Genomic DNA, 26,756 nt, shown 5'->3' on the forward strand with positions numbered 1-26,756 from the left:
TTATTTTTTTTGTGAAGTAATAACCTGTGCAGTTTCTTAACTGCACAGGCAGAATTAATTAATTCAGTTGTGATCCTTGTGCTATAGTAGATGCATTTCCACTACCATTCTGTGTTTGAGAAGCAAAGTTTCCATTTCCAAACTGTGAAACACTACCCATGTTACCAGTTCCATTAGTCATTTGATATTGTAATGCAACATTATTATTACCAACAACTTCAAGTGATAATGAACTTCTAGTTCCAAAAGCTGTAGGTCCATATTGTTCCTGTATTGAATAATTACCATTACCTAGGATACCCACTGTAGCATCTGCGTACTGACCGTTTTGTGTTTGAGAGGCTGTATTACTGTTTCCATCTAGTGAGATATCAGCAACTTGTGATTTTCCACCAGTTTGGAATTGACCAGTATAGTTTCCATTACCATCTACTAGTGCGCTAGCAGAATTTGACCAGCCTGTTTGATCTTGAACTGAATAGTTTTGAACACCATCTTGATTGATTTCAGCAGTTTGATATTCCCTATTTTGAGTTTGAATGGCGATATTACTATTACCATTTTGAAATACTTCTGCTAGGCCCGCATTAGGGTATTGAGATAACCCCCTATTGGTTTGTGTCTGAGTAGCAAAATTACTATTACCAATTTGATTAATTGATACTTCAGCACTAAAACCCGTCTGATTTTGAAGTGCGTTATTTGAGTTTCCCGCTTGAGAAATACTTGCTTCTAAGTCATTTCCATCCTGAGCAGAAGTTGCACTATTGTTATTACTTTGCGCAAATACCATACCTGTCGTAAACAGAATGGCTGCGAGTAGTGTCGTTAGTCGTTTCATAGTGTATCCTATGTTTTGTTATTGTTCTTAAGTTTACCCCGCATAGGTACCAATACCCTGAAAGGAACCGGCCCAAAAAGCCGCGGGACCTCACTTTGTTTTAGTTGTGAGAATCATTAAGTGATAAGCAAAAACGCAAACATAGAATACGAGACATAAAATTTGTACCTTTCATGAATCGCATTGCGGCGTCGTGGTTTCCCAATTTACCGTTCGGTAAATACCCCCGGCGTCGTTTTGCGTTTTTATCTTATCTACGTTCTTTGTGTCATAAAATCATGTATTTGGGTTCTGTTGTTCAAAACAATTTTCCAATTTTAGTGAATATATTTGGCGCAAAGACCACCCCGGCCTTCACACTCCAAAACTGATCGTTATATCCTTCTTCGGTCACGCCATCCAGATCATCGGTCAGCATATACCGGTAATTGGCTGATAGTTTCAGACCTATACTGCGGTTGAATCGGTAATCGATCCCAGCTTTGAAGGAACTGGTGAAATACACCTGCCCGTTGAGAAAATCATGCTGTTTGTCATAAGCCATCGCCCCAAAACCGGCTGAAATGAACGGGGATATCTTATTCTCGGGTAACAGATATCCGTTCAAAAATAATTCACCTACCGTAATAGGCTCAGAAAAAGCATTGTAGGCTCCCACGGCTGTTCGTTCAATATTTGCCTGGGCACTCAATCCGGATACAATACTGCGCTCTACCATTAAATTAAAGCCTGCATAAGTGTCGGGATCAGCATAATTACCTATATGGCTGGCTATCAGGGCATTGGTATTCAGGAACCAGCCACTTCTCAAGTTTTCCTTTTCCAGTAAACCAAAGTAATTGCGGTTCATTTGCTCCTGTCTTTCCTTCTCAAAATTGAAGGTCATTTTGTAATCTTCCAAAGCCTGTGGGTCTTTTGGTGTCCATATACCTTCCTCAGCGCCTTCTACGATCAGTTGTTTAACGGCTTCATCTATGGCTTCCGTTACAGCCATAACCGGTGGTTCATTATAGGTGTACCCGGTTTCCGCTTCCAAAATTCGGTTCGTATCCACATACCGGAATACCCCGCTTTCAAGTTGCTGTGAAATGATTGATTTCGTGGTATGAACCGTTTTCAAAACCCGGCCGCTTTGAGTTGATACCGCACGCAGATAAATAGTGACCTGATCCTTTCGATAATTCGTAGAACCGCCTGTAGCCATGTATCTCACACCTGATCCACCTGTGATCACATTGGTATCATATCCAATGACTCCACCCTCTAATATAACCCCGGCAAACAACAGCGGCGGCAGTGGCTCAGGGCCATTTGGCCCGGCATTTTGATTTCTAATAGATTGTATGATCTGTCGCTCATTTAACAAATTCGAGATTCCCTCTCTTTCAATTGGAATGAACCATCCGGATTCCTCCATTGATTTGATCAGAATGGATGTAGCTCCCTGGGTCACAGCCGTTGACCAACTCGCAATGTTCTCGGATGGCTTATACTGACCGGTTTGATCCCTGAAGCGATATACGGCAGCCACCACCTTGCTTTCCGGTTCAGGAAGTTGCTTCAGATCTTCAAAAGATCGACTTACGATACCCCTTGAAGCTTCATCGGTATGCATGGGCATCATCGTACCCGTGCAGTTCGTCAGTACTAAACCGATAAATACAATAAACGTGATATATCTTATACTGTTATACATTAACTCCCGAAATTTGGTATGGTAATATTGGTCTCATCACCGGTCAGAATATTGAAAATGCGTATCTGTACTCCGTCTGAACCCGGGGTTAATTCGATCGTGAATTCACCGAATTCGAACCTTGAATTTTCTGACAGATCTGTATCCAGTCCAAGTTGATCTCCAACAATATTTCTCGTGATCTGTGAAAGAACCTGACGCTGCAGTGACTGCTCAAAATCGGCCAATGGGTCTCTTTCAAAGGCAGATCGGCCTGATTCACTGAATTTATTCTGGGTATTTGCCGAACTGTTCAACCATTGAAAGTTGATCGGATTTCCCCCGAATGCAGGATTCTTAGGCGTATAGACAAAGTCCTGTGCTTTTAAATTGCTCATTCCAAATACGAATACAGCAATGAATGTACTGACCAATATTTTACTTGAGATGTTATTCATAATGCACTGCCTAGTAAATAGTTAAACCTGTTTTATTTCTTTGAAGGTGGCTGTAGGAATACCTGACTGCTGCTTTCCCGGCTTCCTCAATAAGCTCATATCTTGGCTGCAATCTGGACTGATAGGTAAAGGTGTCATTCACTTTAACGGTTACAATTGTCCCAAGTGAAGGGGCCGGTTTTTCAGCAATCGTAATGGTATAATTGTACGCGTTTTCGGGACCTGACCAATACTGATAGAATACATTGTAAAAATCTCGTCCTATTTTACTGATCGTCTCATCTAATACCATTCCATCCACTTCCATCCTGAAAGGCTCAAGATCTTTCTTTTCAGCCGCCTTCTCTGCATCAACTAATTTTTGAAAAGCATTCCTGAATTCTTCCAAAGCTTCACCATCAACTGACTTTGAATCAACAGATGCCATGTCATTCGTTTTGACTTTGATCTTGCCCTGAGCCACCATTTCATCCAGATCCACTTTGACCAGATATTCTTCTTTGACCTTATTTACAGGAATGAGCTCATTTTCACAGAAAGGCGAGTCCAATATATCCCCAAAACCCAGCTGACCGTTTTTGTAGGCTACAACTTTTAACGGTATATCAATGGTTTGACCAGGAAAGATCAGATGTGGATTATTGATCTGAGAGGCGTTCAACATATACAAGTACTCCCAAAATCTATTATCCCCGAGGTTCTTACCGATCGTATAAAGATTATCACCTTCTACGATCTCGTATGAAACTGTCTGTGATCCACTGCATTGAAATTTATATGCATCAGCAACTACGGTACTTGAAAAAACTACACTAAACATTATTAAATACCCTAATTGCCTAACAACGTCTATTGTTTTACCCACGTATCAAATCCCCATTTGATTTAAGCCATCGTTAATTAAGCACTTTTAATTAACGAAGAAGTTTTGATAATTGAAAGCGGTTACAAACAAAAACGCCTAGGTGTTTTTACCTATATGATTTTATGCAAAGGGCTCAAATTCATACGATTAGAAGATTTTAAGCTGTTAATAAACAACTACAGGGAAAGATTAATTTTTTTTAATAATTGGATCCTATACCGCAAGATCTCTCTTTACAGCCTGAGCACATTTGATCCCATCCATGGCAGCAGACACAATTCCACCCGCATACCCGGCTCCCTCACCACAAGGAAATAACCCTTCTATTTGTACATGCTGTAGTGTTTTATCATCTCTTGGGATCTTAACGGGGCTCGAAGTTCTGCTTTCAGGTGCATGGACAACAGCATCGTTCGTCAAATACCCTTTCATACTTCGGTCAAATTGACGAAAGCCATCTTTAAGGGAATTATATATAAACTTTGGTAAAACACCTCTCAGGTCTACAGAGGTAATGCCCGGAGCATATGAGGTATTTGGAAGTGATCCAGAGACCTTCCCATCCACAAAATCTTTTAACCGTTGAGCCGGAGCAGTCTGCGTCTTCCCACCTGCCTCCCAGGCTTTTGACTCAATGGCGTGTTGAAACTCCATGGCTGCCAATGGCCCGAATTTTTCAAATGGTTTAAAATCAGACAGTTTGAGCTCCACAACGATCCCTGAATTTGCCGTAGAACGAGCCCGCCTTGAGGAAGACCACCCATTGGTCACTATTTCGCCAGGTGAGGTTGCACATGGGGCTATCACGCCACCCGGACACATACAGAAGGAATATACCCCCCGATCGCCTGTTTGCTTGACTATGCTATATGAGGCGGGAGGTAAATATTCCCCACGTGTGTCACAATTGTACTGAATGGAATCGATCAAAGATTGCGGATGCTCTACTCTGACTCCCACCGCCAAAGGTTTTAATTCAATATGTATACCTTTTTGGTGTAACAATCTGAAAATATCCCTTGCACTATGACCTGTAGCAAGGATTACATGATCTGCTTCATATTGGTCCCCATTCAAGGTTTTAACACCGGTAATCTTATCTGACGCAATATTAAGGTCAGTCACTCTAGTATTAAAATGTATCTCACCTCCACTTTGCAATATACATTCCCGCATGTTTGCAATGATGCCCGGTAATTTATTGGTTCCAATGTGTGGATGAGAATCAACCAAAATATCTTTAACAGCCCCAAACCCAACTAATCTCTCCAGCACTTTCATAACATTTCCGCGCTTCTTGGAACGTGTGTAAAGCTTTCCGTCCGAGTAGGTTCCGGCCCCTCCCTCACCGAAGCAATAGTTGGAATCTTCATTAACCTCATGCCTGACGTTAATAGCTTTGAGATCCTGTATGCGTTCCCTTGCATCCTTCCCTCGTTCAAGAATAATGGGTTTTAACCCTTGTTCCATCAGCTCAAGAGCCGCAAAAAGTCCGGCGGGCCCCGCTCCGATCACGATCACCTCCCTGGCAGTACTGACATTTGGATAGTCAGGTAAGCTAACTTCTTCCGGCTGATACTCTTCTCCTATATACAAACGAACTTTAAGATTGTAGTAGGCCTGTTTCGCCCTGGCATCAATAGAGCTCCTCAGAACCTCAACATGCCGTAAGTCTTCCTTTGATAATCCTTCCTGCTTCCGAAGGTGCTGATATAACCGATCTTTTTCCCCGGCAATTTCAGGTAATACCCTTATAACACATTCTTTCTGCATGGAATTAAATATCTAATAACCTTTTGTAATTCAATAGGTAAACGAGTTCACTTAAAAGTTCAACCAGTCCTTATCTTCCAGCCATTGGATCAGTGCAGGCATAAAGGTTATTGAAGTCAATAAGGTCATACCAATACCCAATACCGCCATGATCCCAATTGATTGCAAACCGGGATGATTGGTGAAAAGAAGCCCGGCAAAGCCTAGCATGGTAGTAACTGACCCCATGGTTATGTGTTGCCCGGTACTGGAGAGCACCTGCCACATACTATTTTTCCCTTCCTCTCTGTAACGATGAGCAAGGTGTACTCCACTATCCTCACCGATACCTAATATAGCCGGAAGCACTACAAGATTGTAGAAGTTGAATTGTAGTCCAAAGATCATCATGATCCCAAATAGCCATAATAAGCCTACCAGTAGAGGTAACATCGCGATCAACGACCAACGGAAAGACCTGAATGAGAATAGCATGAAGAAGTAAATAAAAATAAAAGTAGCAGCAACCATGTAGGGACTTTCAGTTCTCATCAGATCCAGCATAGAGGCTGCAACAATTGATGTACTGGAAGCATAGAATTCTGAACCATCGTCCAGGTTCACCACACTAACATCATCTTTAAAAGCAATAGATTGACGTCCGTCCGATAATCCAACTGAAGGATATATGATCACAAACCGGCCAATTTCACCATCTTTGGTAACAAACCGTGACTTCAGATAGTCGGGTATCTGATCTATAGTAACGGGTTCTGTGGTTTGAGCAGCCTGCCTCAAGCGGTCAAGATCTTCATCCTCCCTATCTACCAGGAATGGATCCTGAAGTAACTCTCTGACTTTAGCGATCTTTTCAAGTTTTTCCTGTTCTTCTGTTTCTGTGGAAGGATATCTTTCCTGAAGGGTCTCTACACTTTGAATGGTTGGTGAAACGGTATCCGTCTCTGCTCTATTCTTTAGAACCCGGGCTATTTCCTCTACCTGTTCATTGGTTTCGGCCACTATATATGCAGGATTCCGTTTATCAGAATCTTCAACCTGCCGGGCAAAAGACCTGAACTCTTCGTATTCAGGGAATTTTGGTTCAAGCTCACCAAAATCATATTGAAAGCTCAAGTTACCACTAAAAGCCACTACGATGGCAGACGCCACCAGTCCAACCGTTACAATGGTTCTTGCAAACGGATAGCGGTGGGTTCCTTCATACCTAACTTCCTCTTCTTCACTGATCAGTATCCAATTGAGGCGTTCATCCAGCACTACAAGAATTGCGGGTAAAATGTACAGCATCCCAAATAATGATAACAGTATTCCTGTGCCTGAGATGAAGCCAAATTCTGAGAACCCCCTGAAATCAGCGAACATCAGGATGAACAAAGCGGCAGCCGTTGTAAAGGCAGATACTAATATGGCTTCACCGGTCTTCTCATTAGTGGTTTTTATAGCTTCATGCACACTGAATCCGTGGTTTCGAAGCTCAATATATCGTGCATAAAAATGTATGCCATAATCAATTCCTAGTCCGAACAATATCACAAATAATACTGAGGTCATGGTATTAAGGATACCCAGATAGAAGTAAGTAATACCAAACGTCCAGACCAGACTTATCAGGAGTGGAATGCCTATCACAAGAACCGGTACCGGCATTCTAATGATATGTGACCAGAACGTATATCTACCCTGACCCTGCGTACCTTTACGGTAATGGAGGTATTTTTTGATGAAAAAGTAGAACATTACCAAAAATATCACACTGCTTATTCCGGTTGCGAAACTACCGATCACATCATCCATTATAGATGTGATCTCTTCTAAGTGTCTTTTGAGTCGCCCACCGAACTTAACCTCCATTTCCGGATGATAACTGGCAGGGTTCATAGAAGCGATGAGGGCATCATACTCCTCAAACATATCTTCCAGGTATTGAATATCACTTTTGGAACCGGTTGGAAAAAACTTGACCACCATAATGGTACTATCTTCATTTACCGGATACTCTGACGGTACTAATGTTTTGTAACTCTCTTCAAAATCTTCTGCTCGTGTGTCTTCTTCTTCCTCATCGTCTCCAAGATCAAAGTAAAAAGGGTTGGCTTCTTCTTTTGCCTGCTCAATTTCATCTTCCAACCAACCGATCACATCATTGAGTTCAGACTCACTTGCCAGATATAAGGCATTATTTCTGGTAAATTCTGTTTCCCTTTTGAATTCAGCCCGGTCAAAATAGTAATCCTCAAGTCTTGGGTAGTACAATTCAAGTGACTTCTTAATTAGGTCTTCCGCAAATCTTTTATTGGCTTCAAAACTTGGTGAGTTGATAACCACCTGCATATCGGTCTCACCACCAACGGTTTCATTGAGTTTATCCAATGCCACCACATTTGGATGATCTTCAGGTAGCAGATTGGCAATATCTGTATCTACTTTCAACTGTACAGCGAAAAAGCCGCTGACAATAGCCAACAGCAGGGTCACAGTTAATACCAGGTAAGGATGGGAATAATTGTAATTCAATAATGGTTTGAAGAGCTCAAGCAGCTTTGACATTTAATCTGTAAATGAGACGTTAAATTTTGGTGATTTCAATAACTAACAAAAATACGTATTTCTTTGTTCTATTTTGAGAATTTGTAACAAGTAACATCTTTTAAATCACTTAGGTTAACTTTTCATCTTTGATTTCATTGTTCACTTTGAACCCAAAGCTAAGGATCAGGATCTGAGTGCGACCAAACCAAGTTTTGTTGAATGAATTTCAATATCTTTAACACTTAATTTTAATCAAATTATCAAGAGTGGAATCTTTTAAAAAACATAAGAAGATCCTTTTATGGACACTTGTTGTGAATATTATTCTTGTAGCAACACATTTAGGTGAATTCTGGCCCTTTTCAATATTTCCAATGTTCTCTCAGGCTGGAAAGGAATGGTCACGCGGGGTTGTGGAACAGGTAAGTGATTCTTCAAGAGCTGATCTTTGGAAGACCAAATCTATAACAGAAATTGAAAACAGGATCCTTCCACTGAAAGATTACGGGATCCATGAGATCGATTTTGCCAACTTCATCACGAAAACAAAAGTGTGGGATGAAAAAAGATTGAATGGAATGCGTTCAACGTTTCAGATCGATCAATATCCCGGTGAAATGTGGCTTGCTTCCCGTGTAAGAGGTTATATGAATGATCAGGATAGCGTAGTGATCGAGGCTATCCCTATGATCCTATTTACGGCCGATACAACGATCAAAAATCCTCATCTTTTTTCAGAGTGACTATGAACATACTAAGTAATCTGTTTCAATTTGACCAACCGGAGTCTATTGGAACCAAGATACAATTAAGAGCTTTTGAATTTTTTACTGTTATTTATACCCTGATATACACCTGGGAATGGGCGTTCTATATTCCTCGCTTGAGTGATGTGGTGTTACCTCTTGGCCTGGCCAACTATATAGATATCAGTATATTCTTTTCCAACCATGTCTCCATCTATAGTGCCATACTGATCAGTGTCTTTACCCTTATCCCTTTACTGATCAAGAAAGGACGCTGGATGTATGCTTTGGCATTTCTACTGTTTCACTTACAACATGTGGCTCGGTTTTCTCAGGGTGAGATCCCGCATAGTGCCAACCTGGTTGGTTTCAGTTTAATGGGTTTAGGACTTGCCGCTATATTTTTTAAAGGTATGAAAAAGGAATTGACCTTTGCCTTTGGCTTTGCATTGTTCTTCATGGGTTTGGGATATACCTCAGCTGCCATCAGCAAACTCATAGCTACCGGTTTCACCTGGGTTGATGGGTACCATCTATGGTTATGGATGGGAGAAAAAAGCATAGATATACTATCTCTACAGGGGGAATTTCAATATAACTGGCTGCAAGAATTATCTTTCAATAGTCGTTTTCTCGCAACCCTTATTTTATCTTTTGGCCTATTGACTGAATTACTCGGTTTTACAGTATGGTTAAAAAAATTCAGGCCCTTTATCATCATTATGCTGATTGGTATGCATGTGGGTATTGACCTGACCATGAACATATTTTTCAAAACCTTCACAATCCAACTGATCATAATGGGTTTTTTCTGGAACCGGTACATAAATAAGATCCCCGGAGTTGAAAAGTGGAGTGATAATAAGATCATTGGTAAGATTTTACTCTATTAACATATCAAATTATAAAATGAAATTAATTACTCTGCAATTTGATTGAGTAGAGTTAGAGGCAATAATTGTTTTATTAAACGATTAATCACTTTTTTAGTGAGCTAATAATTATTACAACATTCACATATAATTTTTTGATCATTCATACATTTTATTAAGTGCTATCTGTCAACAGTTATCATTATATATTTGTAAAACTTTTAGATATTAATTTAATGTCATACAGGCTTTTAACGGTATTAATTTTATTTCTGACAACTTCCTCATTGATAGCTCAATCACCAAATGGCAGCTTCAGAGACACAACACCGGAGGATTTTGTTGCCAAGAATCTTCCTTCAAAATATTACAACGAATTATGGACCTATCATGCTGACCTAAATGAAGAAATTCAAATGGTTCTTACTTTTTCCATCAATGACTTCGGTTCTTCGTTTAAAGAACGGGTAACCGGCGGCAAACTGATGGTTGCCTGGAAAGACGGGCAGAGTTATGTAGTTAATAAAGAGTACTCTCCCTCTGACCTGATCAGTGAAGCTGAAGATCATTATCTCCGGTTGCACCCTGAAAGGAACTATTGGGCTAAGGGAAGTCTGGATGGTGAGCACCGTTTATATTATAAAACCGAGAAGAATGGCGTAAAATATGATGTAGATATCACGTTTTATGACATCTCACAAGGTAAAGCACTTGGTGACGGAATATATAAGATCGGATCTCATGAATTGGGGTTAACTATTCCCATCCCTCATGCAAGCGTTAAAGGCTATATTGCCATCAATGATGATACGGTTCAGGTAAATGGCACCGGGTATATGGATCACCTCTATCAGAATAATCTTACCACCGAACTCATTGATACCAGTTATAGAGTTAAACAGGGAAATGATATTGAGGGTTTTTACTTTCATTTCTTGAAGATAAAGACTGGCAGGTCCCAATCAACCATAGGATATGGGGTTGGGTATAATAACGGATTAGCCCATCTTATTTCTCCTTCAGGCATCGAAGTGAAGCGGTCAACCGATTATTTAGATTCGGAAGTAGTGTATGGGACCTATCAGGATGGAGACATCCTTGTTAAAGTGGATGATCTTTTGAATGAATACTCTTTGATCAATGAGCTTAGTTCCGTACAAAGGTTCTTCGTCAAAAAAGTGGTTGGTGGAGAACTTCTGGAAAAGCATGGAACGGCATATATTAACAATGAGAAAGCCGGATATTTCTACTATATGAAAGCCAGATAAACCATATTACAGCTAGCTACCCATTTTTATATCCTTTCCTTCCATTCTCTTAAAGTTAACCCTATATTTGTGCTTCTGTTCTAAAGAACCCCATAGCTGTAAACTTGATGAGACTACATTACAATGACTGAAACTTCTTTTGCCCGAAAAGTAGCTTCATCAGTGTTATACAGCGGAGCCAGTTCAGTTGTGGCCCGTCTTCTAAATGCTGGAGCTTTATTTTATACTTTAAAGATAATTTCAGAGGCAGAATTCGGGATCGCGGCACTGGCCATAGCTTTTTTCAATACTGCCAAGGCATTGACCGAGCTCGGTTTGGGTGCTGCCATCATTCAGGAACGCAAGATCGGGAGAACTCAGATCGATTCTCTTTTTTGGATCAGCTTTCTCATTTCCTCGGTTTTATACGCAACACTATACTTTATTGCCCCATGGATCGCACAGTTTTATGATACAGCTGTCCTATCACCTATGATTCGGGTTTACATGTTGGGTATCATTGCTTTTAGTTTCTATATGATCTCGAGTAAATTGCTTACCCGTGAGCTGGCCTTTAAAAAGATCGCTATCATTGATAATGTATCCCTGGCAGCATCTGCAGGCCTGATGATATACCTGGCATGGGCCGGCTGGGGAGCGTGGTCAATCGTTCTCGCCGAGTTGGCCCATAAGGTTGGTCAAATGATGTTAAGTCTTCTTTTTAAGCCCTTCTGGCCACGATTTCAATTCAAATATCATAAGATCAAACACTTGCTCAGCTTTGGCCTTTATACAGCCGGATCGCACACTCTCCAGAAACTCTATATAAACGCAGATTATCTGATCATCGGAAAATTCTTTTCGATGGAGTTGGTAGGGATCTATTCCTTTGCTTACCGACTTGTATTTGACACGGTACAAGAACTTTCCAGTGTCATAAATCGAGTAGCCTATCCTGCTTTTGCCAAGCTTCAGGATCAGACTGACAGGCTCCGAAACTATTTCTTCACCATGAGCAAGGCCAGTATGTTCTTAGTTGGCACCGTGATGATCATCATTGGGACCTATATTGACTGGTTTCTCCCAATGGTCGGTTATGAAAAATGGATGGATGCCGTGCCTTACATGAGAATATTCGTAGTGGTTGGCCTGGTTCAGTGCCTGATCACCCTTTTACCCAAGCTGATCAATGCGAAAGGTCAGGCCAGGTTCGTTTTCTACTTTACGCTTAGCAGTGCTATCGTGCTCCCTGCAGGTTTTCTTATCGCTGCTCAATACAGCATGCTTGCTGTTGCCTATGTCTGGTTAACCCTATACCCTTTGATTTCGGGTGTTATCTTCTATTTTGGAGCTAAAGTAACCGAAACCAACCCTTGGTATTTCGGATTTAAAAGCTTTTCGGCACTCTACATTTTATTACCGCTTACAGGTGTTGCAGTCGCCACCCGATATGGAATAAACTATTGGTTCGGGGGTGCCGATGTTGTTGGGTTAATACTGGCTTCAATATTTATATTTACCCTTTCGATTCTTGTGATCTGGTTCACAGAGCGTAAAACTATCAACGCTTTGAGGTAGAAACGGTTTGAGTTAATCAGCCGGCTTTAACATGATATCATCATAATCTGCAATTGCCTTACTATTCGTTTGATCAGCATCACTTAATAATAAAATGGCCATCGGAGTTTTGGGAGCTTCATCGCCAAATAACCGTTCATAATCCTCTTTGATATTACGCTCAAACCGGATCCATTTTCCCATCTCATCTTCTCCTGATTCAACCACTATGATCTTCTGATTCCCAAAAAATTTTGACATCTCCTTTCCTTCAGGTAGGGAACTGCTCCAGGTATATCGGATACTTTTAGGCACTTTCTTGAACAAAGCTACCCTTCCCATATTATAAGCGACATAAATACTGGCTGCCACGTCATTTGGTTCCTTATCCTCATTACCACCTTCCGGTATCTTATTCACCCTCCACTTCCAGGAAAGTATCGGGGTTTCGTGTATATTCACATTTTTTCTCTCAAGCAGCGGAAAATTAAGATGGCGGGCATCGGTATGTTCATAATGCAGGAATTTATTACCGTTTTCCTCTTCTATGGTATAATGATATTTCTTCGCTTCTTTGGGATCATTCGCGTTTTGTTTCATATCCCTGTTATACCATCGAGAAGGCAATTCACCAATATTATCTCCCTCAAAATCTTCCACAAGTAAAGCTCCTCCCGGTAATTCTTTTAGAGGAGTTTTTAACTTTTCCTTATTGATCTGGGCAAAAGTTGAATTTAATAATATTAGCGCCATTAAAAGTGTACCGGCAATTCTGTACATATCTGAGATATTAAATGTTGAAAGCCAACGTATTTATCTAACTAAAATGAGATTTACACCTCTGCAAATTTAACGGTATTTTCTACCAAATATTCCCCGCAAAACAAACTATTATAAATGCCCGATTCCAATATTAATTCTCCTAAGGTCAGCTGCCTGATGGTAACAGCCAACCGACGAGATCTGGCAAAAAGAGCCGTTCAATGTTTTCAAAACCAAACTTACCAAAATAAGGAGCTTGTCATTGTAGATGACGGTGAGGAAGATTACTCCCCCATTCTTGAGGAAATTCCGGCTGAACAGGTAAAGTATATTAAGCTAAAAAAAGAGCCCGATTTCGTATTAGGCAAATTACGTAATCGGAGTCTGAAAGAGTCTAATGGGGATTACCTTATCCAATGGGATGATGATGATTGGTATCACCAGGATAGAATAAAGATCCAGGCTGAAATTCTTGATCAGGGATATGATGCCTGCTGTCTGGCTTCATCTCTGATGCATTTGGATACCGAGGAGTTTATGATGCACCCGTACGTGGGTATCTTACCTGACGGTATACCGGGAAGCATCATGCACCGCAGAAATGATGACATTCGTTATCCGGAAACTAAACGATCTGAAGATACCGTGTATCTGGAAGAATGGATGAAATTGCGTTATCACAAACTGGATCATTCTTACAATTACTTATTTTTGCGGGCCTATCATGGTGATAATACGTGGGAACAGGAGCATTTCAGAAGAAGAATAAGAAACTCACCCAGTGCTCTTATTCAATATATCTGGCATGCCGTTATCAGGAATGACCTCTTTGGACATCCACGTTTTCAACTTAGTGATAAAGCTTCTGAAGCTTTTCAGAATTACCTTGAGGAATCAAGGCAGTTAAACCTGCTTTAGACTATGATGAAAAAGATCTTCATCGTTGGCTGTCCTCGCTCCGGCACCACCCTGCTTCAAAGTTTTCTTGCCTCACACAGTAAGATCGTTTCATTTCCTGAGACCCACCTCTACTCAAGAACGATCTCGATCAACCCTATAATACGAAGGGTAACCCTATACAGAGCAAAACACATTAAGATCGTGGAAGAGATCCTGACTGATCTCGGAGTTCAAAAAAATAAGGAGTTCAAAGAATTTGGATCTACATTCTATACCAGTGAATGGGTAAAGTTTCTTAACGGGCAGTTAAATCAAATTGGTGAACATTTCCGAAATGCTGAGGAAGAATTTTTACTGGAAAAAACTCCCCGGCACCTCCATTTCATTGACCAAATTCAGGGAACTGAAAATGAAGCCTTCTTTATTCATCTTATCAGAAATGGTGAGGATGTAGTAGCCAGTTTGAGTGAAGCCACCGGAAACAACCCGGAAGAGTGGTCTGGAGAGCGATCCGTTGACAAATCAATATTCTGGTGGAATCGCAGCATCAGGATATCTCAAAAATATATTGGGCAAAAGAATAACTGTCATGTCAGATATGAGAATCTGGTAAAATCACCTGAAAAGGTATTGAGATTTTTATTTGACAGGATCGGGTTACCATTTGAGGATGAGATCCTAAGTAATTATCACGAAACCGCAAACTCATTGATCGGTGAAGAAGAGGTCTGGAAAGTAAAAAACACTCGGGAGACATTGAACACCTCTGACAAGTTTAACCGTCTCTCACCCGATATCCAGGATCATATCAGAAAACAACTTGATGACTTTGACTACCAAAGTATAGATATCAACACTTTGACCTGACCTACCTATTTGATCAGATCGTATTCAATGTTGATACCGGCTCCAATCCTATCTCCATAAAGTTCCCCAAGATCAGCAGTAATGCTAATACCATATTTAACTCTTTGAAAACCGGGTATAGATGAATGTATTCCGGCCATGATCGAATGGTTAACTTTTTTTAGCTGCTCAAGCGGACGCAACTCAGCGCATACCCTGCCACCGGTTCCGGGACATTCTTCACGGGGCAACCGGGTGATGATCTGATCCTGTACCTCCCCATAATTACGAGAGAAGGTATATAGTAACTTATAATTGACGGCTTCAGATAATTGCCCGGATAATCCCAGGTGGTTAGCTATGATGATATTATTATAAACCGGACGTTCAGTGGTACCATCTGTCAATAACATCGGGTTACCGATCACACGGCCCTGATAGGTCCAGCCGGTTCGGTAAATACCATTATTGTAGTAACTTGCAGTTCCTGTAGGCTCCCAATCATAAGAGTCCATTCTCTTAGTATTGATATGTTCCCAAATGAGTTTTTGGATCACCTTAGTGTTTTTAGGTTTAACTGTTAAGCCCCAAATTCCATCCCATGGGCTCCTAAACCTGGTAGACACCTTATCCTCCAGGTAAAACAAACGATACGCTCTCAGGTCAAAATCATCAAACGTTAATCCCAGGCTGAAATCATATGCTGCTACTGCATTTCCAACTGCATTTGATTGCTCACCACCGGGGGCATTATCATCACTAGATCCTGTTGCTGTGATGACTTCCCAAAATGTTTGAGCTCCGGATGGCAGCTGTCCCCGGCTATCACTCACACCACCCCATTGAACATTGTGTACAATCCCCCCTCTTGCATCAAAAAAAGCATATTTGATGCTCAGGTAAAAATATTTCTCATGTAAATAAGCATTCTTTACATGACGTTCATTATCGAACCAGCCATGAGCAAATAACCCTTTATAGCGTAGAATCCCATTGGTTCCGGGAACTCCTACAAAACCATCAGTGGCAAATGCCACCTTTGGAATAGGTGTAGCGTTACGGCTATACATAAAAGATCCTGTAGAAAGTTCGTCTTCCTTCAATGCCAGCGGGTCAATATACCGCCCACCCATCAATTTGAAATTCCCAATATTGAGGTCAACATAAGCCTTATCAAAAAAAATGGATGAACTCTCAGAAATTCGTGAGGTCAAACTACCTCCTATTGTGAGGTCAATTAATGAGGTCTTGTACAAGTTTGCCCTCCAATCGATGTAGTTTATAACATTTGCAGAATTTTGGTCAACGCGTCCATCCTGATTCACATGTGACCAATAAGGAAGTCCTTCATTGAAACCATTCAGATTAGTCAGTAACGAAACCCCTGTTTTTAGATCGATATTATTGTTATCAAAATTGGTCAACTGGGCTATTGCAGTATTACTGAATATGAGGGTCAGTAATAATAAAACTGTTCTTTTAATCATTTTTATCAAGATCTATATCTTCTTTTGATGGTTCCAGATCGGTTTCCGTTCCCACATATTTGGAGACCAGATAGGATACGACATTCAGAATGCGCTTTAATATAAGATTCGCTGTTAAAATTCCTACCAAGGCTTCTTTTGGGACAGAGACCACACCAGACATTTCCAGGGCAACGTTAACAAATAAGGCATCTGTGCTTGGTAAAAATGGGATCCGTGATGCCAGTATTTGTACAGCTGAGAAGGTGAACCATACCGGTATAGCGATATCTGGCCTTGCCACATGCCACTGTAAGATCTGAATTACATTGATGAAGATGATCCTGCCGGCATGAAGCGAGAAGATCTTCATGCTGTCATATCGATTCAGTGCAAGTATCGCCTTTCTGAACCTATATATAAGTCCTAATGCCAGGATCAAACCAATAAAGATCAATATCCAGCTCCATCCATTGACCTCCCCTACATAGTCAGAAATATTGATATATCCCTTTGAAATAAAGAAAATGAGCAAGAAGATGGTAACAATACCTGAAGCCAGGGATGACAAAACATTATTGTCTTTTATAAAAATAAATACCTGCTTGGCCGGGTCTTTCAGGTATTTTTTTGCCCACATATATAAAAATAACTCCCCTGAATACCCAACTACATCGGTATTTAATACTTTCTTTTGGATAAATATCGGAAACGCATCCCTGAAAGTGATCGGCCATTTGATCTTATAAATGAATACCTCAGCCAATGGAAGAGAAAAGTATATGACAAAATATAGCAGATAAAAAGAAGGTATCTGAGGAAGCGATTCAAGGATCTGCTTTAGACCGATCTCAAAAAGCTGATAGAAAAGGTACCCGATGATAGAAAATTGTACTAAAACCCTAAGCGACTTTTTAATCAATTTTTTCCACTCATCACTAAGCTTCATTGGATGAACGATCTTCTAGTCCTGATGATGCTTTTGATGAACTGTTGGCAGAAACTAAGTTTTCCCACACTCTGTCCGAAAATTCAAAGAACGGTCCTTTTTCATGATACCAACCAAAGTGCAGGCAATACGGTGTTACCATCATATGGTCTCCCTTTCCAGGTATCACAGAAAACAATTTTATAAGAAGATTTTTGACCCAATCCGTTTTCAAGCCCCTAAATGAATACACAAAATCGTTGCAATAGTATTTACACTTCACATATTCGAAATCTTCATCGTGTTCAGTAAGGAATTTTATATAATCGAGCTGTGGACTGGTATGTCCCTGAAACCAGGCATAGACAGGAATATTTAGCTTAGACATAGCCATTGCCAGGCTCCATTCACAGGATTCTTCTGTGCGACCACGCTCCTTTTTGCGGCTTTGAAAATGAGTTTCTGCCTTCCTCTTCAACATTTCTTTTGCCAAACCACACACTTTTTTGGTAAGTGAATGATTTTTGGAATACATGAGACCCGTTTGTGCCCGACTGAGATAGGTCAATCCAAACCTCTTTAAGGTTCTCCTTCTTCTAAGCATTAAAATATCTTTTGCGACTCCAATACCCTTAGGTGCTCCAAAAAAGTTATCAGATACTATATTACCTGTAACTGTAAATTCATATGCATCAAACGCCTTCCATAGTGAATCCGGGTTTTTACACCACACGATATCACTATCCAGAAAAAGATTTTTATCAAAATAAAGGTAGTTGCAAAAATTGTGTTTGAAGCCCACAATGGAAGCATGTTCTTCCGGCAGGTCGATCAAATGATCGAACATCTGATGAAGACCATATTTTTTTATAAGGTCCTGATGTTTTTTGGTACAGGCTAAAGCAACGGGCCTTTTTGTATCATACCGTCTGAGAGTAGTGACTGAGGCTACAACATGCTTCAGATATTTTGGATGGCCATAACTTACATAGATGTAGCCTTCCTTGCCAATTTTGTCGTTCGATACCGGTTTTAGCACACTGTTTTATTTTTAAGGTAAAATATTTATCGAAACAATTTATGCCCGATCTGCCCTTTTTCGAAGGCTACTCATCAATGAATCAAAACCTTTTTGGTTTATGATACGCTGAAACTGCCGATTGTATGATCCGGCAGTTGATACATCATCAATTTCCATATCGGTAATGACCCATTCATCGTCTTTTTTTTCCATTTCGTAGTTGACCGGGGTTCGGACATCATCGAGCTCGGCAAGAGTTTCAACCCTGGCCTGATCTCCATCTGCAGAGATGTTGGTATAAGTGACTTTAGCCCTATAAATGTCAAGCTTATTCAATGATTGATCTCTAACTATGGTTGAAAAGAGGTCAACAAACTCAGTTCGTTGGTCTTCTGTAATAGTGTTATAGGTTTCATCCAAAGCTTCTTTGGCCATTGCTTCAAAATCAATGATCCCGTTTATGATCTCCTTTAGTTCGGCACGCTGTGCGTCAGTATATTCGGTGCCTTTAGGCCCCATAAGTTCCTTGATCTGATCATCTCTGCTTTCAAGTAATTCCCTTATTTGCTGATCTGCATTTTGTGCATATACGATATTAGATCCGATCAGAGTAATAATTAAAAAAAGTAAGGTTCTCATCATTTTCATAATAAATATAAAATTCAGTTTGTTATCAGCGTAGTTAACGGGATACCTGCCGATTTATTTAGCTTAGCTAAAGATGAATTAAATTCAAACACTCTTTGCTTCAATTGAAGTTTTAATTCAAGTTCTTTTTTCATGGCGTCAATAAGATCCTTTACATCACCCATACCAAAGTCATAGTCTAATTGTTCCTGTCTCAACCATTTTTTTGACGTAACAAGGGCTTGATCCGTCTGCTTAACCTTAACATCAGCCAGTGTAGCTTGTCGGTAATTATTATTCACTTCCAACAAAATACCATCTTTAGCAGCATTCTCGGCATAATTTATCTTTCTAAGCTCGATCTGATTCCTTTCTATATTAGCTTTGATCGACAAAAAGTTAAGATTCTGCCTTATGGTAAACCCAAATCCACCACTGAATAGGTTGGTATTATTCTGAATGAATGGATTCGATTGACGTGGACGGTTTGGTGTATCAGCAAAATTCAGATACCCCCCCAAAAACAATCCAGGAAGATTCTGCCGCTTAAGTGAAGATATATAAGTACGGGTGGCTTCCTGACCAATATCAAGAGCTTTTAATTCCGGGCGATTGCTGAACGCAGATTGTTGATAAAAATCAACAGGTTCAATTTCAGCAGAAACCGGATCCAGGAATCTGACTTCAGGCTCATAAACCATGTTTTCGTCATTTCTGAGTATATAGTTCCAGGTCTCCCGAACAAAATTCATATTCTCAGCTACTTCGGCTTTTTGGATCTCAAACTCAGATTTAAAGATCTCGAATTTGAATATTTCAGAATCATCAAGGCTTGTATCCCCCTCTTCCTGCATATCCTCAATTTGTGCCTCTATCTGGTCCACTTTATCCTGTGCCTCATCCAGCAATCGTTCGATCTCCATTGCCAGTATCCGACTATAATAAAGTTCAAATAATCTGATCTCTAGGTCATCTTTTTTCGCCTCAAAACTATATTGAGCAGCTTCTGCCCCAAGCCTGGCAGCATCAACTGCTTTATTGATCGCACCCCATGTAAAGACCGGTTGAGCCGCTGTTAGCTGAAACCGTGTAAATACAGCCCAATCTTCCCAGTCATTTCGTAGGTTGGGATCCAGGTAATACTCATCTTCAGGTAAACCCGGAACATCACTTTTAACCCCGGGAACAAGACCGTGTTGGCTGTTAAATTCAACACTTGGTAAAATTCGCTGAGCCTTAGCCTGATCCACCCTGTTTTTTGCTAATTCAACATTTTGTCGTTCATACTCAACCTGACCGGAGTTATTGAGTGCTTTGGACAGGAAGGTTTGAAAATCAATTCTTAATGTATCCTGCGCCTGAAGGGCTGTCGAGGAACACGCAAAAAGAAAGAGTAGCAAGTAGCTTATTCGTGCTGTCATAATTAGTTTTTGATTTAAGCCTTCAACGAATGCACGATGATAATATTTAAAACCAATGGTTCAAAACAAAAATAGCCCCATAAAGGGGCTATTTTAAAGCGGAGAGCGAGGGATTCGAACCCCCGGAGACCGTGAGGCCTCAATGGTTTTCAAGACCACCGCATTCGACCACTCTGCCAGCTCTCCTAATTTTCACTCAGTGCCTGAGCACCGGATACAATTTCCGAGATCTCAGTTGTAATTGCACTTTGTCTGGCTTGATTGTATTCAAGTCGCAGATCACGTTCCAGATCCTTGGCATTTTCAGTTGCACTGTCCATAGCGGTCATTCGTGCACCTTGCTCTGAAGCATTAGACTCAAGAACTGCTCTCCATAACTGCATGTTCAAATGCAAAGGTAACAGTCGGTCTAAGATCGCCTGTGAATTTGGCTCGTAAAGGTAATCAATCGTAGATTCAGATGCATTATTGGATTTAGATTTTCCAATACTTTCCGGATCTATCGGTAGTACCTTTTGGGTCTTTCTATTCTGTGCAATTACAGATTTAAATTCGTTGTAAGAAATATAAACTTCGTCATAATCACCCTTGATAAACTGCTCTATTGCAGTTTCCATGATATCAGAGGTTTTCTGGTATTCAATATTGTCAAAGAATCCCGGAAACTGATCCAAAACATTATATTTTCTTTTTTTGAAATAGGCAGTAGCCTTCTTACCTATAGTAACCAATGAGAGGCTTCCATTCTTTTCATGAGATGCAAAATTGTTATGTATTTTGCTTTCCACATCTTTAAAAAGGTTATTATTGAAACCGCCACATAACCCTCTGTCAGATCCAATGACAATAAACAATACATTGTTCACCTCTTCAGGTATACGCATAACAGGATTGGTGGCCTCATTGTTATTAGCAAGTCTGCCAGCTACCTCTTCTATTTTATTGGCATAGGGACGTGTACTCGTCATCTTATCCTGTGCCTTTCTCAATTTGGCAGCTGCCACCATTTTCATAGCCTTGGTGATCTGCTGCGTATTGTTTACAGAAGAGATCCTGTTTCGTATGTCTCGAAGATTCGCCATTGATTAAACCGGTATTAATTAGTTAGCTGTGACCTGATCAATTACAGAATTTGCGATATTGATCAATTCATCACCAAAACTGTCATCAAGTACGCCTGTTTCTGAAAGTGATTTCATTTTGTCTTCAAACTTAATACCAACTGTTTCGAGGTATTGTTTTTCGAACTCATTGATCTGTTCAACGGCAAGTTTATCTAGCAAACCTTCAGAATTGATTTTAAGCAAAGCGATCTGTTGTTCAACCGGAAGTGGCTGATATTCACCTTGCTTCAGCAGTTCAACAGTTCTTTCACCCTTTCTAAGCTGTGCCTGAGTTGATGCATCCAGATCAGAACCAAATTTTGCAAAAGCTTCCAGTTCACGGTACTGAGCAAGATCCAGTTTCAAAGTACCGGAAAGTTTCTTCATGGATTTCACCTGAGCAGAACCACCTACACGTGATACCGAAGTACCGACATCAATGGCCGGTCGAATACCTTGATTAAACAAGTCAGTATCCAGGAAGATCTGACCATCGGTAATGGAAATTACGTTTGTTGGAATATAAGCAGAAACGTCACCGGCCTGTGTTTCAATAACAGGTAGTGCTGTTAGTGACCCACCGCCTTTCACTTTTGGCTTCAGTTCTTCTGGAACGTTGTTCATTTTCTTTGCTACTTCATCATCATTAATGATCTTAGCAGCTCGCTCAAGAAGACGGCTATGTAGGTAGAATACGTCTCCAGGATAAGCTTCACGTCCCGGTGGTCGTTTAAGCAACAGGGAAAGTTCACGGTATGCAACAGCCTGTTTTGAAAGATCATCGTAGATAACCAGTGCATGACGACCGGTATCACGGAAATACTCACCAATAGCCGCACCGGCAAATGGTGCAATATAACGAAGCGGTGCTGAAGTACTGGCTGGAGCCGCAACTATAGTCGTGTATTTCATGGCCCCGTTATCTTCCAGTACCTTGCGAATATTCGCAATGGTTGACCCTTTTTGACCAACAGCTACATAAATACAGTGTACCGGCTTATCTGTATCCTGCGTTGCCTTCTGATTGATAATAGTATCGATAGCAACAGCTGTTTTTCCGGTCTGACGGTCTCCAATGATCAATTCTCGCTGTCCTCGACCGATCGGGATCAATGAGTCAATGGATTTTAGTCCTGTCTGAAGAGGTTCAGTAACAGGCTCACGATAAATTACTCCTGGAGCCTTACGCTCGAGAGGTAATTTAATGGTGTCGCCACTAATACTGCCTTTTCCGTCAATTGGAACCCCTAAAGGATTGATCACACGGCCTAATAAGCCTTCACCTACCTGAATGGAGGCAATATCATTGGTTCTTTTTACCGCATGACCTTCTTCAACAGCATTTACAGAACCGAAAAGTACGATACCAACGTTATCTTCCTCGAGGTTTAGTACCATTCCGGTTACCGGGTTGCCATTATCATCTTTGGAATCCGGCAGTTCAACCAATTCTCCGGCCTGCACTTTAGACAAACCGTACACACGGGCAATACCATCACCCACCTCAAGTACGGTACCTACATCGTAGGTATCTGCCTCGTTGTCGAAGCCTGAGAGTTGTTTTCTTAAAATGGCTGAAACTTCGTCTGGTCTGACTTGACTCATCTTATATATCTAGTTAAAAAAGTTTTATAATTTTATTCCATCGCTGAGCTGAGGAGTTTATCCTCAAGCTGCTCCAATTTATGCTTCACGGTACCATCAATAACTGTATCTGCGATCTTAATGGCCATTCCACCTCTAAGACTCTCATCCACTTGTTCATTGATCTGAACCTTTTTACCGGTAACATCTGCAATTCTGGATCGTACTCGTTCCAGTTGCTTATCAGTGAGCTTCTCAGCTACAGATATTTGGGCTTCTATGATGCCGGCATGATCATTATAGATCTCAATAAAAGAGTTTACGATCTGGTCGATCATGCTCTGGCGATTCTTCCGGGCAATCAGGGTAATGAACTTATGAACCAGCTCACTTACTTCTCCCCCAAAGATCTCTTCCAGTACAGCGACCTTTTTTTCAGGCTTGATGATAGGACTCTTCAAAAAAAGTAAGAGATCCCTTGATCCATCAATGGTTTCCTTAATAAATAAGACATCCTGAAGAGTTTGCTCGAGAACATCATGTTCTTCTGCAAGCTCTAAAAGTGCTTTTGCGTACCTTCCTGAAGCCTTAGATACCAGCATGAATTAAATTAGTTTTTAGATAGATCGGTTAAAAATTTATCTACCAGCTTGTTATTCTTTTCATTATCAAGCTCAGAATCGATGATAATAGAAGCTGATTGCACGGCAAGTTTTGCCACCTCGCTTCTCAATTCATCAAGAGCTTGTTTTTTCTCCTGCTCGATAGTAGCCTTGGCCTGCTCAATAAGTTGATCAGCCTCCTCTTTTGCTTTATTGATTCGTTCAGCACGGATCAATTCAGCTTCATTGACGGCTTCTTTTCGGATCTGCTGAGCTTTTGCTTCAGCTTCACGCAATGCCTTTTCATTATCTTTGGATATCTTTTCAGCTTTAGCTATCGCTTTCTCAGCTGCTTCCAAAGAATCTTTGATATTGCGCTCACGATCCGTGAGTGCCGTCATAATTGGAGGAACGGCGTATTTCATCATTACCAGAAGGAATATGATCAGGGATACTAAGATCCAGATCGCAAACCCGGTATTAAATGACAGTAAACCTCCTCCACCTGCTAATAGGAAAGTCATGATAGTTACCTACCTTAAATTATTGACCGATTCCAAGCGCAAGCAAAATACAAATAACGGCACCGAGCAGAGCAACACCCTCAATAAAGGCTGCGGTCAAAATCATAGCACCGCGAATGTCGCCAGAAGCTTCTGGTTGACGTGCAATACTTTCTGTAGCACTTTTACCGATCATACCAATTCCGATTCCGGCACCAAGTGCAACGATTCCAGCTCCGATACCAGCTGCTAATAATCCCATAGTTCTGTTTGTTTAGTTTTAATTGATGTTAGATTATGTTATTAAGCTGAAACTTCTTCAGCAATATGTTCTGTGTGATATCCTTCTTCATCATGATGATGATCTTCAGCCGCCATTCCAATAAATACAGCTGACAATAATGTAAAGATGTATGCCTGTAAGAGGCCAACAAATACTTTTAAGGCGTACAATACAACGGTCAATGAAACTGAGAATATACCAACTCCAAATCCGGCTCCGGCTCCAAAGAGGTCAGCAAAAATAAACACCAGCCCAAGTATGGCAATGATCATGATCTTACCTGATAACATGTTGGCAAATAAACGAATGGCCAGTGCAAATGGCTTGGTGAATAAACCTAAGATCTCAACCGGTGTAAGGATAAACCTAACCCATCCAGGCACTCCCGGAAACCAAAATACGTGAGCCCAGTGATCTTTAGTACCACTGAACTGTGTGATCACGAATGTCACTAATGCCAGAGTCGCAGTAACTGTTAGATCAGCCGTTGCCGTTGCTGCCCAGGGTAATAATCCAAATAAGTTCATAAAAGAGATACCCATGAACATGGTAAATAAAAATGGAACGTATTTATCTGCTTTATGATCATCTATATTATCACGAGCAACGTCATCCCGGATAAACACGAATAAAACTTCAAAGATGTTTTGCATCGCCCCTTTAGGCTCCACATCGCGGCCAATGCCTTTTCTATATCGACTCGCTGCCATAATTGTTAATAAGACAGCAAGGCCCATCCCAAGCCAAAAATAAACCAGGTGTGAGGTAATTGAAAAATCAACCTTAATACTTCCCCCACCTGCCGGAACTATAGCTCCTTCATCAGTCTCAATAAATTCATCCGAGGCCAGTGCTTTTTTAGTGGAAGCATATGCACTTAACTGTGCCTCCCCTTCTGCAGTCTCCCAGTAAAAGATCCTTGGCAGATAAAGCTTACCACCGTTGATAAACTTAGGTACTTTAAAATAGTCGTGATCAGCAACGGTTCCCATTACGTCGATGATAGGCTCTTCGGCCCCTTCAGCATCGTCGGCTGCGAATGTATTTGATGTGCTTACACTGAGAAATAAAAGAGTTAAGAAAACTCGACGCAGGGTTTGAATCATTGTCTTTTACTGCCGCTCTTTTGAAGAAATTTGTTGATTAAAATCATTTCCGTTACAGATTGACAAAGATAGGAAATAATAAAACTAACTGTAAAGTAGATTTCATCAATTTTTGTTGTTGCGAGCAAAATTCCGAATAAAAGCAGAACCACTATAAATCTTATAGCTATCGAAAAGATATAAACCTGTATAAAGAGGCTGCCATCAGCATTTTGAAAAGCTTCAAGGATCCAGCCACTACTAACCACAAAGACCGAACTAAGCAATATACCGGTCACAACTGCAATACCCTCTGCCTTCCCTAACCAAAAAAAAGTACTTCCGACCATTAAAAGCAGTGCGGAAAATTTGAGTGAATTTCCCAATACTGATTGGCTCAATTTAATCATCAGCGTCAAGTTTCTTAGTGATCCTGATGATCATAAACCCAAAGCCGATCATAGCCCCGAGAACACCTGTCATCAATATGATCGGTGAAGTCCCAAAGTATTCGTCCAAAAAATAGCCTGCCATTATTGGCACCAAAAGTGAAGCTGCTATTTCAGCCCCCAGGCCCAGGTACTCCATGTATTTTTTCGGAAGTAAATTTTTTGGCAATGAATCAGGGATGTCTTAACTGCTTATGCTGGGTTTTTCGGTTTCCTTGGAGCTTGTATAAGATTTAGCATCGGAGCCCATTCTGCATGATCCGTTGATCTGTGCACCTTCTTCTACAATTAATGTCTTTGTATAAATATTCCCATCAATTATGGCACTGGCTCTGAGAGTCAGTTTCCCGGAAACTTTGACCTCTCCATCTACCTTACCGGCAACATCGGCATCCGCCGAATTGATGTTACCCTTTATCTTGCCATTCCCGGTTACGATGATCTTACCTTTAGAATTGGCTTCACCCTCAATGGTACCTGCAATTCGAATATCAGAATCTGAGATCAGGTCCCCTTTCAGCTTGGTACCTTCACTGATGATGTTTACGGTTGGTGATTGTCTGGAGTTGTCTGACACGTTATTTGATGATTTCTTAGAGTTAAGCATATTCTT

The 26,756-nt window shown here is 40.7% G+C and carries 27 protein-coding genes and 1 tRNA gene; 6 read left to right on the forward strand and 22 right to left on the reverse strand.

Translation table 11 applies throughout. From position 1 onward, the window contains the following. Positions 1-58 precede the first annotated feature (58 nt). The 6 genes from AC13FX_RS14460 to AC13FX_RS14485 form a co-directional block, all read right to left on the reverse strand. Complete coding sequence (locus AC13FX_RS14460; RefSeq protein ID WP_482881585.1) at positions 59-841, reverse strand: hypothetical protein; 783 nt, start codon at positions 839-841, stop codon at positions 59-61. A gap of 298 nt (positions 842-1,139) precedes the next feature. Continuing rightward, positions 1,140-2,537 (reverse strand): CsgG/HfaB family protein, encoded by a 1,398-nt coding sequence (locus AC13FX_RS14465; protein ID WP_482881586.1) that lies wholly within the window; start codon positions 2,535-2,537, stop codon positions 1,140-1,142. Beyond that, positions 2,537-2,974: a curli assembly protein CsgF gene (locus tag AC13FX_RS14470; RefSeq protein ID WP_482881587.1), complete on the reverse strand. Its 438-nt coding sequence runs from the start codon at positions 2,972-2,974 to the stop codon at positions 2,537-2,539. The genes AC13FX_RS14465 and AC13FX_RS14470 overlap by 1 nt, the downstream gene beginning before the upstream one ends. A 10-nt stretch (positions 2,975-2,984) precedes the next feature. Then, positions 2,985-3,794, reverse strand: coding sequence for a CsgE family curli-type amyloid fiber assembly protein (locus AC13FX_RS14475; protein WP_482881588.1), 810 nt, complete (start codon positions 3,792-3,794; stop codon positions 2,985-2,987). Between the two features lie 258 nt (positions 3,795-4,052). Then, positions 4,053-5,612, reverse strand: coding sequence for an NAD(P)/FAD-dependent oxidoreductase (locus AC13FX_RS14480; protein WP_482881589.1), 1,560 nt, complete (start codon positions 5,610-5,612; stop codon positions 4,053-4,055). Positions 5,613-5,663: 51 nt separating this feature from the next. Then, positions 5,664-8,159, reverse strand: a complete 2,496-nt coding sequence (locus AC13FX_RS14485; protein ID WP_482881590.1) for an efflux RND transporter permease subunit — start codon at positions 8,157-8,159, stop codon at positions 5,664-5,666. 248 nt (positions 8,160-8,407) lie between these two features. On the opposite strand from AC13FX_RS14485, the gene AC13FX_RS14490 reads away from it, so the two are divergent. From AC13FX_RS14490 to AC13FX_RS14505, 4 genes are all read left to right on the forward strand, one after another. Then, on the forward strand, positions 8,408-8,884 hold the full coding sequence (locus tag AC13FX_RS14490; RefSeq protein ID WP_482881591.1) for a hypothetical protein: 477 nt from the start codon (positions 8,408-8,410) through the stop codon (positions 8,882-8,884). Positions 8,885-8,886: 2 nt separating this feature from the next. Further along, positions 8,887-9,780, forward strand: a complete 894-nt coding sequence (locus AC13FX_RS14495; protein WP_482881592.1) for a hypothetical protein — start codon at positions 8,887-8,889, stop codon at positions 9,778-9,780. Positions 9,781-9,995: 215 nt separating this feature from the next. Continuing rightward, a complete protein-coding gene (locus AC13FX_RS14500) occupies positions 9,996-11,027 on the forward strand; it encodes a hypothetical protein (RefSeq protein ID WP_482881594.1) in 1,032 nt (343 codons plus the stop codon). 123 nt (positions 11,028-11,150) lie between these two features. Further along, positions 11,151-12,584 (forward strand): lipopolysaccharide biosynthesis protein, encoded by a 1,434-nt coding sequence (locus AC13FX_RS14505; protein ID WP_482881595.1) that lies wholly within the window; start codon positions 11,151-11,153, stop codon positions 12,582-12,584. Positions 12,585-12,596: 12 nt separating this feature from the next. Here AC13FX_RS14505 and AC13FX_RS14510 read toward each other — a convergent pair whose 3' ends face one another. Continuing rightward, entirely contained in the window at positions 12,597-13,316 is a 720-nt protein-coding gene (locus tag AC13FX_RS14510; RefSeq protein ID WP_482881597.1) for a DUF3047 domain-containing protein, read from the reverse strand. Positions 13,317-13,460: 144 nt separating this feature from the next. Here AC13FX_RS14510 and AC13FX_RS14515 point away from each other — a divergent pair, with 144 nt between their 5' ends. Together AC13FX_RS14515 and AC13FX_RS14520 are read left to right on the forward strand one after the other, a co-directional pair. Then, positions 13,461-14,243, forward strand: coding sequence for a glycosyltransferase family 2 protein (locus tag AC13FX_RS14515; protein ID WP_482881599.1), 783 nt, complete (start codon positions 13,461-13,463; stop codon positions 14,241-14,243). Between the two features lie 3 nt (positions 14,244-14,246). Next, positions 14,247-15,092 (forward strand): sulfotransferase family protein, encoded by an 846-nt coding sequence (locus tag AC13FX_RS14520; protein WP_482881600.1) that lies wholly within the window; start codon positions 14,247-14,249, stop codon positions 15,090-15,092. A 5-nt stretch (positions 15,093-15,097) separates the two neighbouring features. On the opposite strand, the gene AC13FX_RS14525 is transcribed toward AC13FX_RS14520, so the two are convergent. From AC13FX_RS14525 to AC13FX_RS14595, 15 genes are all read right to left on the reverse strand, one after another. Next, a complete protein-coding gene (locus AC13FX_RS14525) occupies positions 15,098-16,558 on the reverse strand; it encodes a capsule assembly Wzi family protein (protein ID WP_482881601.1) in 1,461 nt (486 codons plus the stop codon). After that, complete coding sequence (locus AC13FX_RS14530) at positions 16,551-17,486, reverse strand: hypothetical protein (RefSeq protein WP_482881602.1); 936 nt, start codon at positions 17,484-17,486, stop codon at positions 16,551-16,553. Before AC13FX_RS14530 ends, AC13FX_RS14525 begins: the two co-directional genes overlap by 8 nt. Further along, entirely contained in the window at positions 17,476-18,504 is a 1,029-nt protein-coding gene (locus AC13FX_RS14535) for a glycosyltransferase family protein (protein WP_482881604.1), read from the reverse strand. Before AC13FX_RS14535 ends, AC13FX_RS14530 begins: the two co-directional genes overlap by 11 nt. Positions 18,505-18,543: 39 nt before the next feature. Next, positions 18,544-19,128 (reverse strand): MlaC/ttg2D family ABC transporter substrate-binding protein, encoded by a 585-nt coding sequence (locus AC13FX_RS14540; protein ID WP_482881605.1) that lies wholly within the window; start codon positions 19,126-19,128, stop codon positions 18,544-18,546. Between the two features lie 20 nt (positions 19,129-19,148). Further along, positions 19,149-20,534: a TolC family protein gene (locus AC13FX_RS14545; protein WP_482881606.1), complete on the reverse strand. Its 1,386-nt coding sequence runs from the start codon at positions 20,532-20,534 to the stop codon at positions 19,149-19,151. Between the two features lie 99 nt (positions 20,535-20,633). Continuing rightward, positions 20,634-20,720, reverse strand: a tRNA-Ser gene (locus tag AC13FX_RS14550). After that, complete coding sequence (gene atpG, locus AC13FX_RS14555; RefSeq protein ID WP_482881608.1) at positions 20,720-21,616, reverse strand: ATP synthase F1 subunit gamma; 897 nt, start codon at positions 21,614-21,616, stop codon at positions 20,720-20,722. Before atpG ends, AC13FX_RS14550 begins: the two co-directional genes overlap by 1 nt. A gap of 18 nt (positions 21,617-21,634) precedes the next feature. Then, the gene (gene atpA / locus AC13FX_RS14560; RefSeq protein WP_482881609.1) at positions 21,635-23,242 is read right to left on the reverse strand and encodes a F0F1 ATP synthase subunit alpha; all 1,608 of its coding nucleotides are present in this window, start codon (positions 23,240-23,242) and stop codon (positions 21,635-21,637) included. A gap of 32 nt (positions 23,243-23,274) precedes the next feature. Beyond that, on the reverse strand, positions 23,275-23,823 hold the full coding sequence (gene atpH, locus AC13FX_RS14565; RefSeq protein ID WP_482881611.1) for an ATP synthase F1 subunit delta: 549 nt from the start codon (positions 23,821-23,823) through the stop codon (positions 23,275-23,277). An 8-nt stretch (positions 23,824-23,831) separates the two neighbouring features. Next, positions 23,832-24,347, reverse strand: a complete 516-nt coding sequence (gene atpF / locus AC13FX_RS14570; protein ID WP_482881613.1) for a F0F1 ATP synthase subunit B — start codon at positions 24,345-24,347, stop codon at positions 23,832-23,834. Positions 24,348-24,366: 19 nt separating this feature from the next. Continuing rightward, complete coding sequence (gene atpE, locus AC13FX_RS14575) at positions 24,367-24,588, reverse strand: ATP synthase F0 subunit C (RefSeq protein WP_103665798.1); 222 nt, start codon at positions 24,586-24,588, stop codon at positions 24,367-24,369. Positions 24,589-24,629: 41 nt separating this feature from the next. Further along, positions 24,630-25,715, reverse strand: coding sequence for a F0F1 ATP synthase subunit A (atpB, locus tag AC13FX_RS14580; RefSeq protein ID WP_482881615.1), 1,086 nt, complete (start codon positions 25,713-25,715; stop codon positions 24,630-24,632). Further along, positions 25,712-26,113, reverse strand: coding sequence for a hypothetical protein (locus AC13FX_RS14585; protein ID WP_482881616.1), 402 nt, complete (start codon positions 26,111-26,113; stop codon positions 25,712-25,714). Before AC13FX_RS14585 ends, atpB begins: the two co-directional genes overlap by 4 nt. Beyond that, entirely contained in the window at positions 26,097-26,312 is a 216-nt protein-coding gene (locus AC13FX_RS14590; protein ID WP_482881617.1) for an AtpZ/AtpI family protein, read from the reverse strand. Before AC13FX_RS14590 ends, AC13FX_RS14585 begins: the two co-directional genes overlap by 17 nt. Positions 26,313-26,327: 15 nt before the next feature. Next, the gene (locus tag AC13FX_RS14595) at positions 26,328-26,750 is read right to left on the reverse strand and encodes a bactofilin family protein (RefSeq protein ID WP_482881618.1); all 423 of its coding nucleotides are present in this window, start codon (positions 26,748-26,750) and stop codon (positions 26,328-26,330) included. Between the last annotated feature and the right edge of the window lie 6 nt (positions 26,751-26,756).

This window comes from Gracilimonas sp. B-17 (assembly GCF_056857935.1).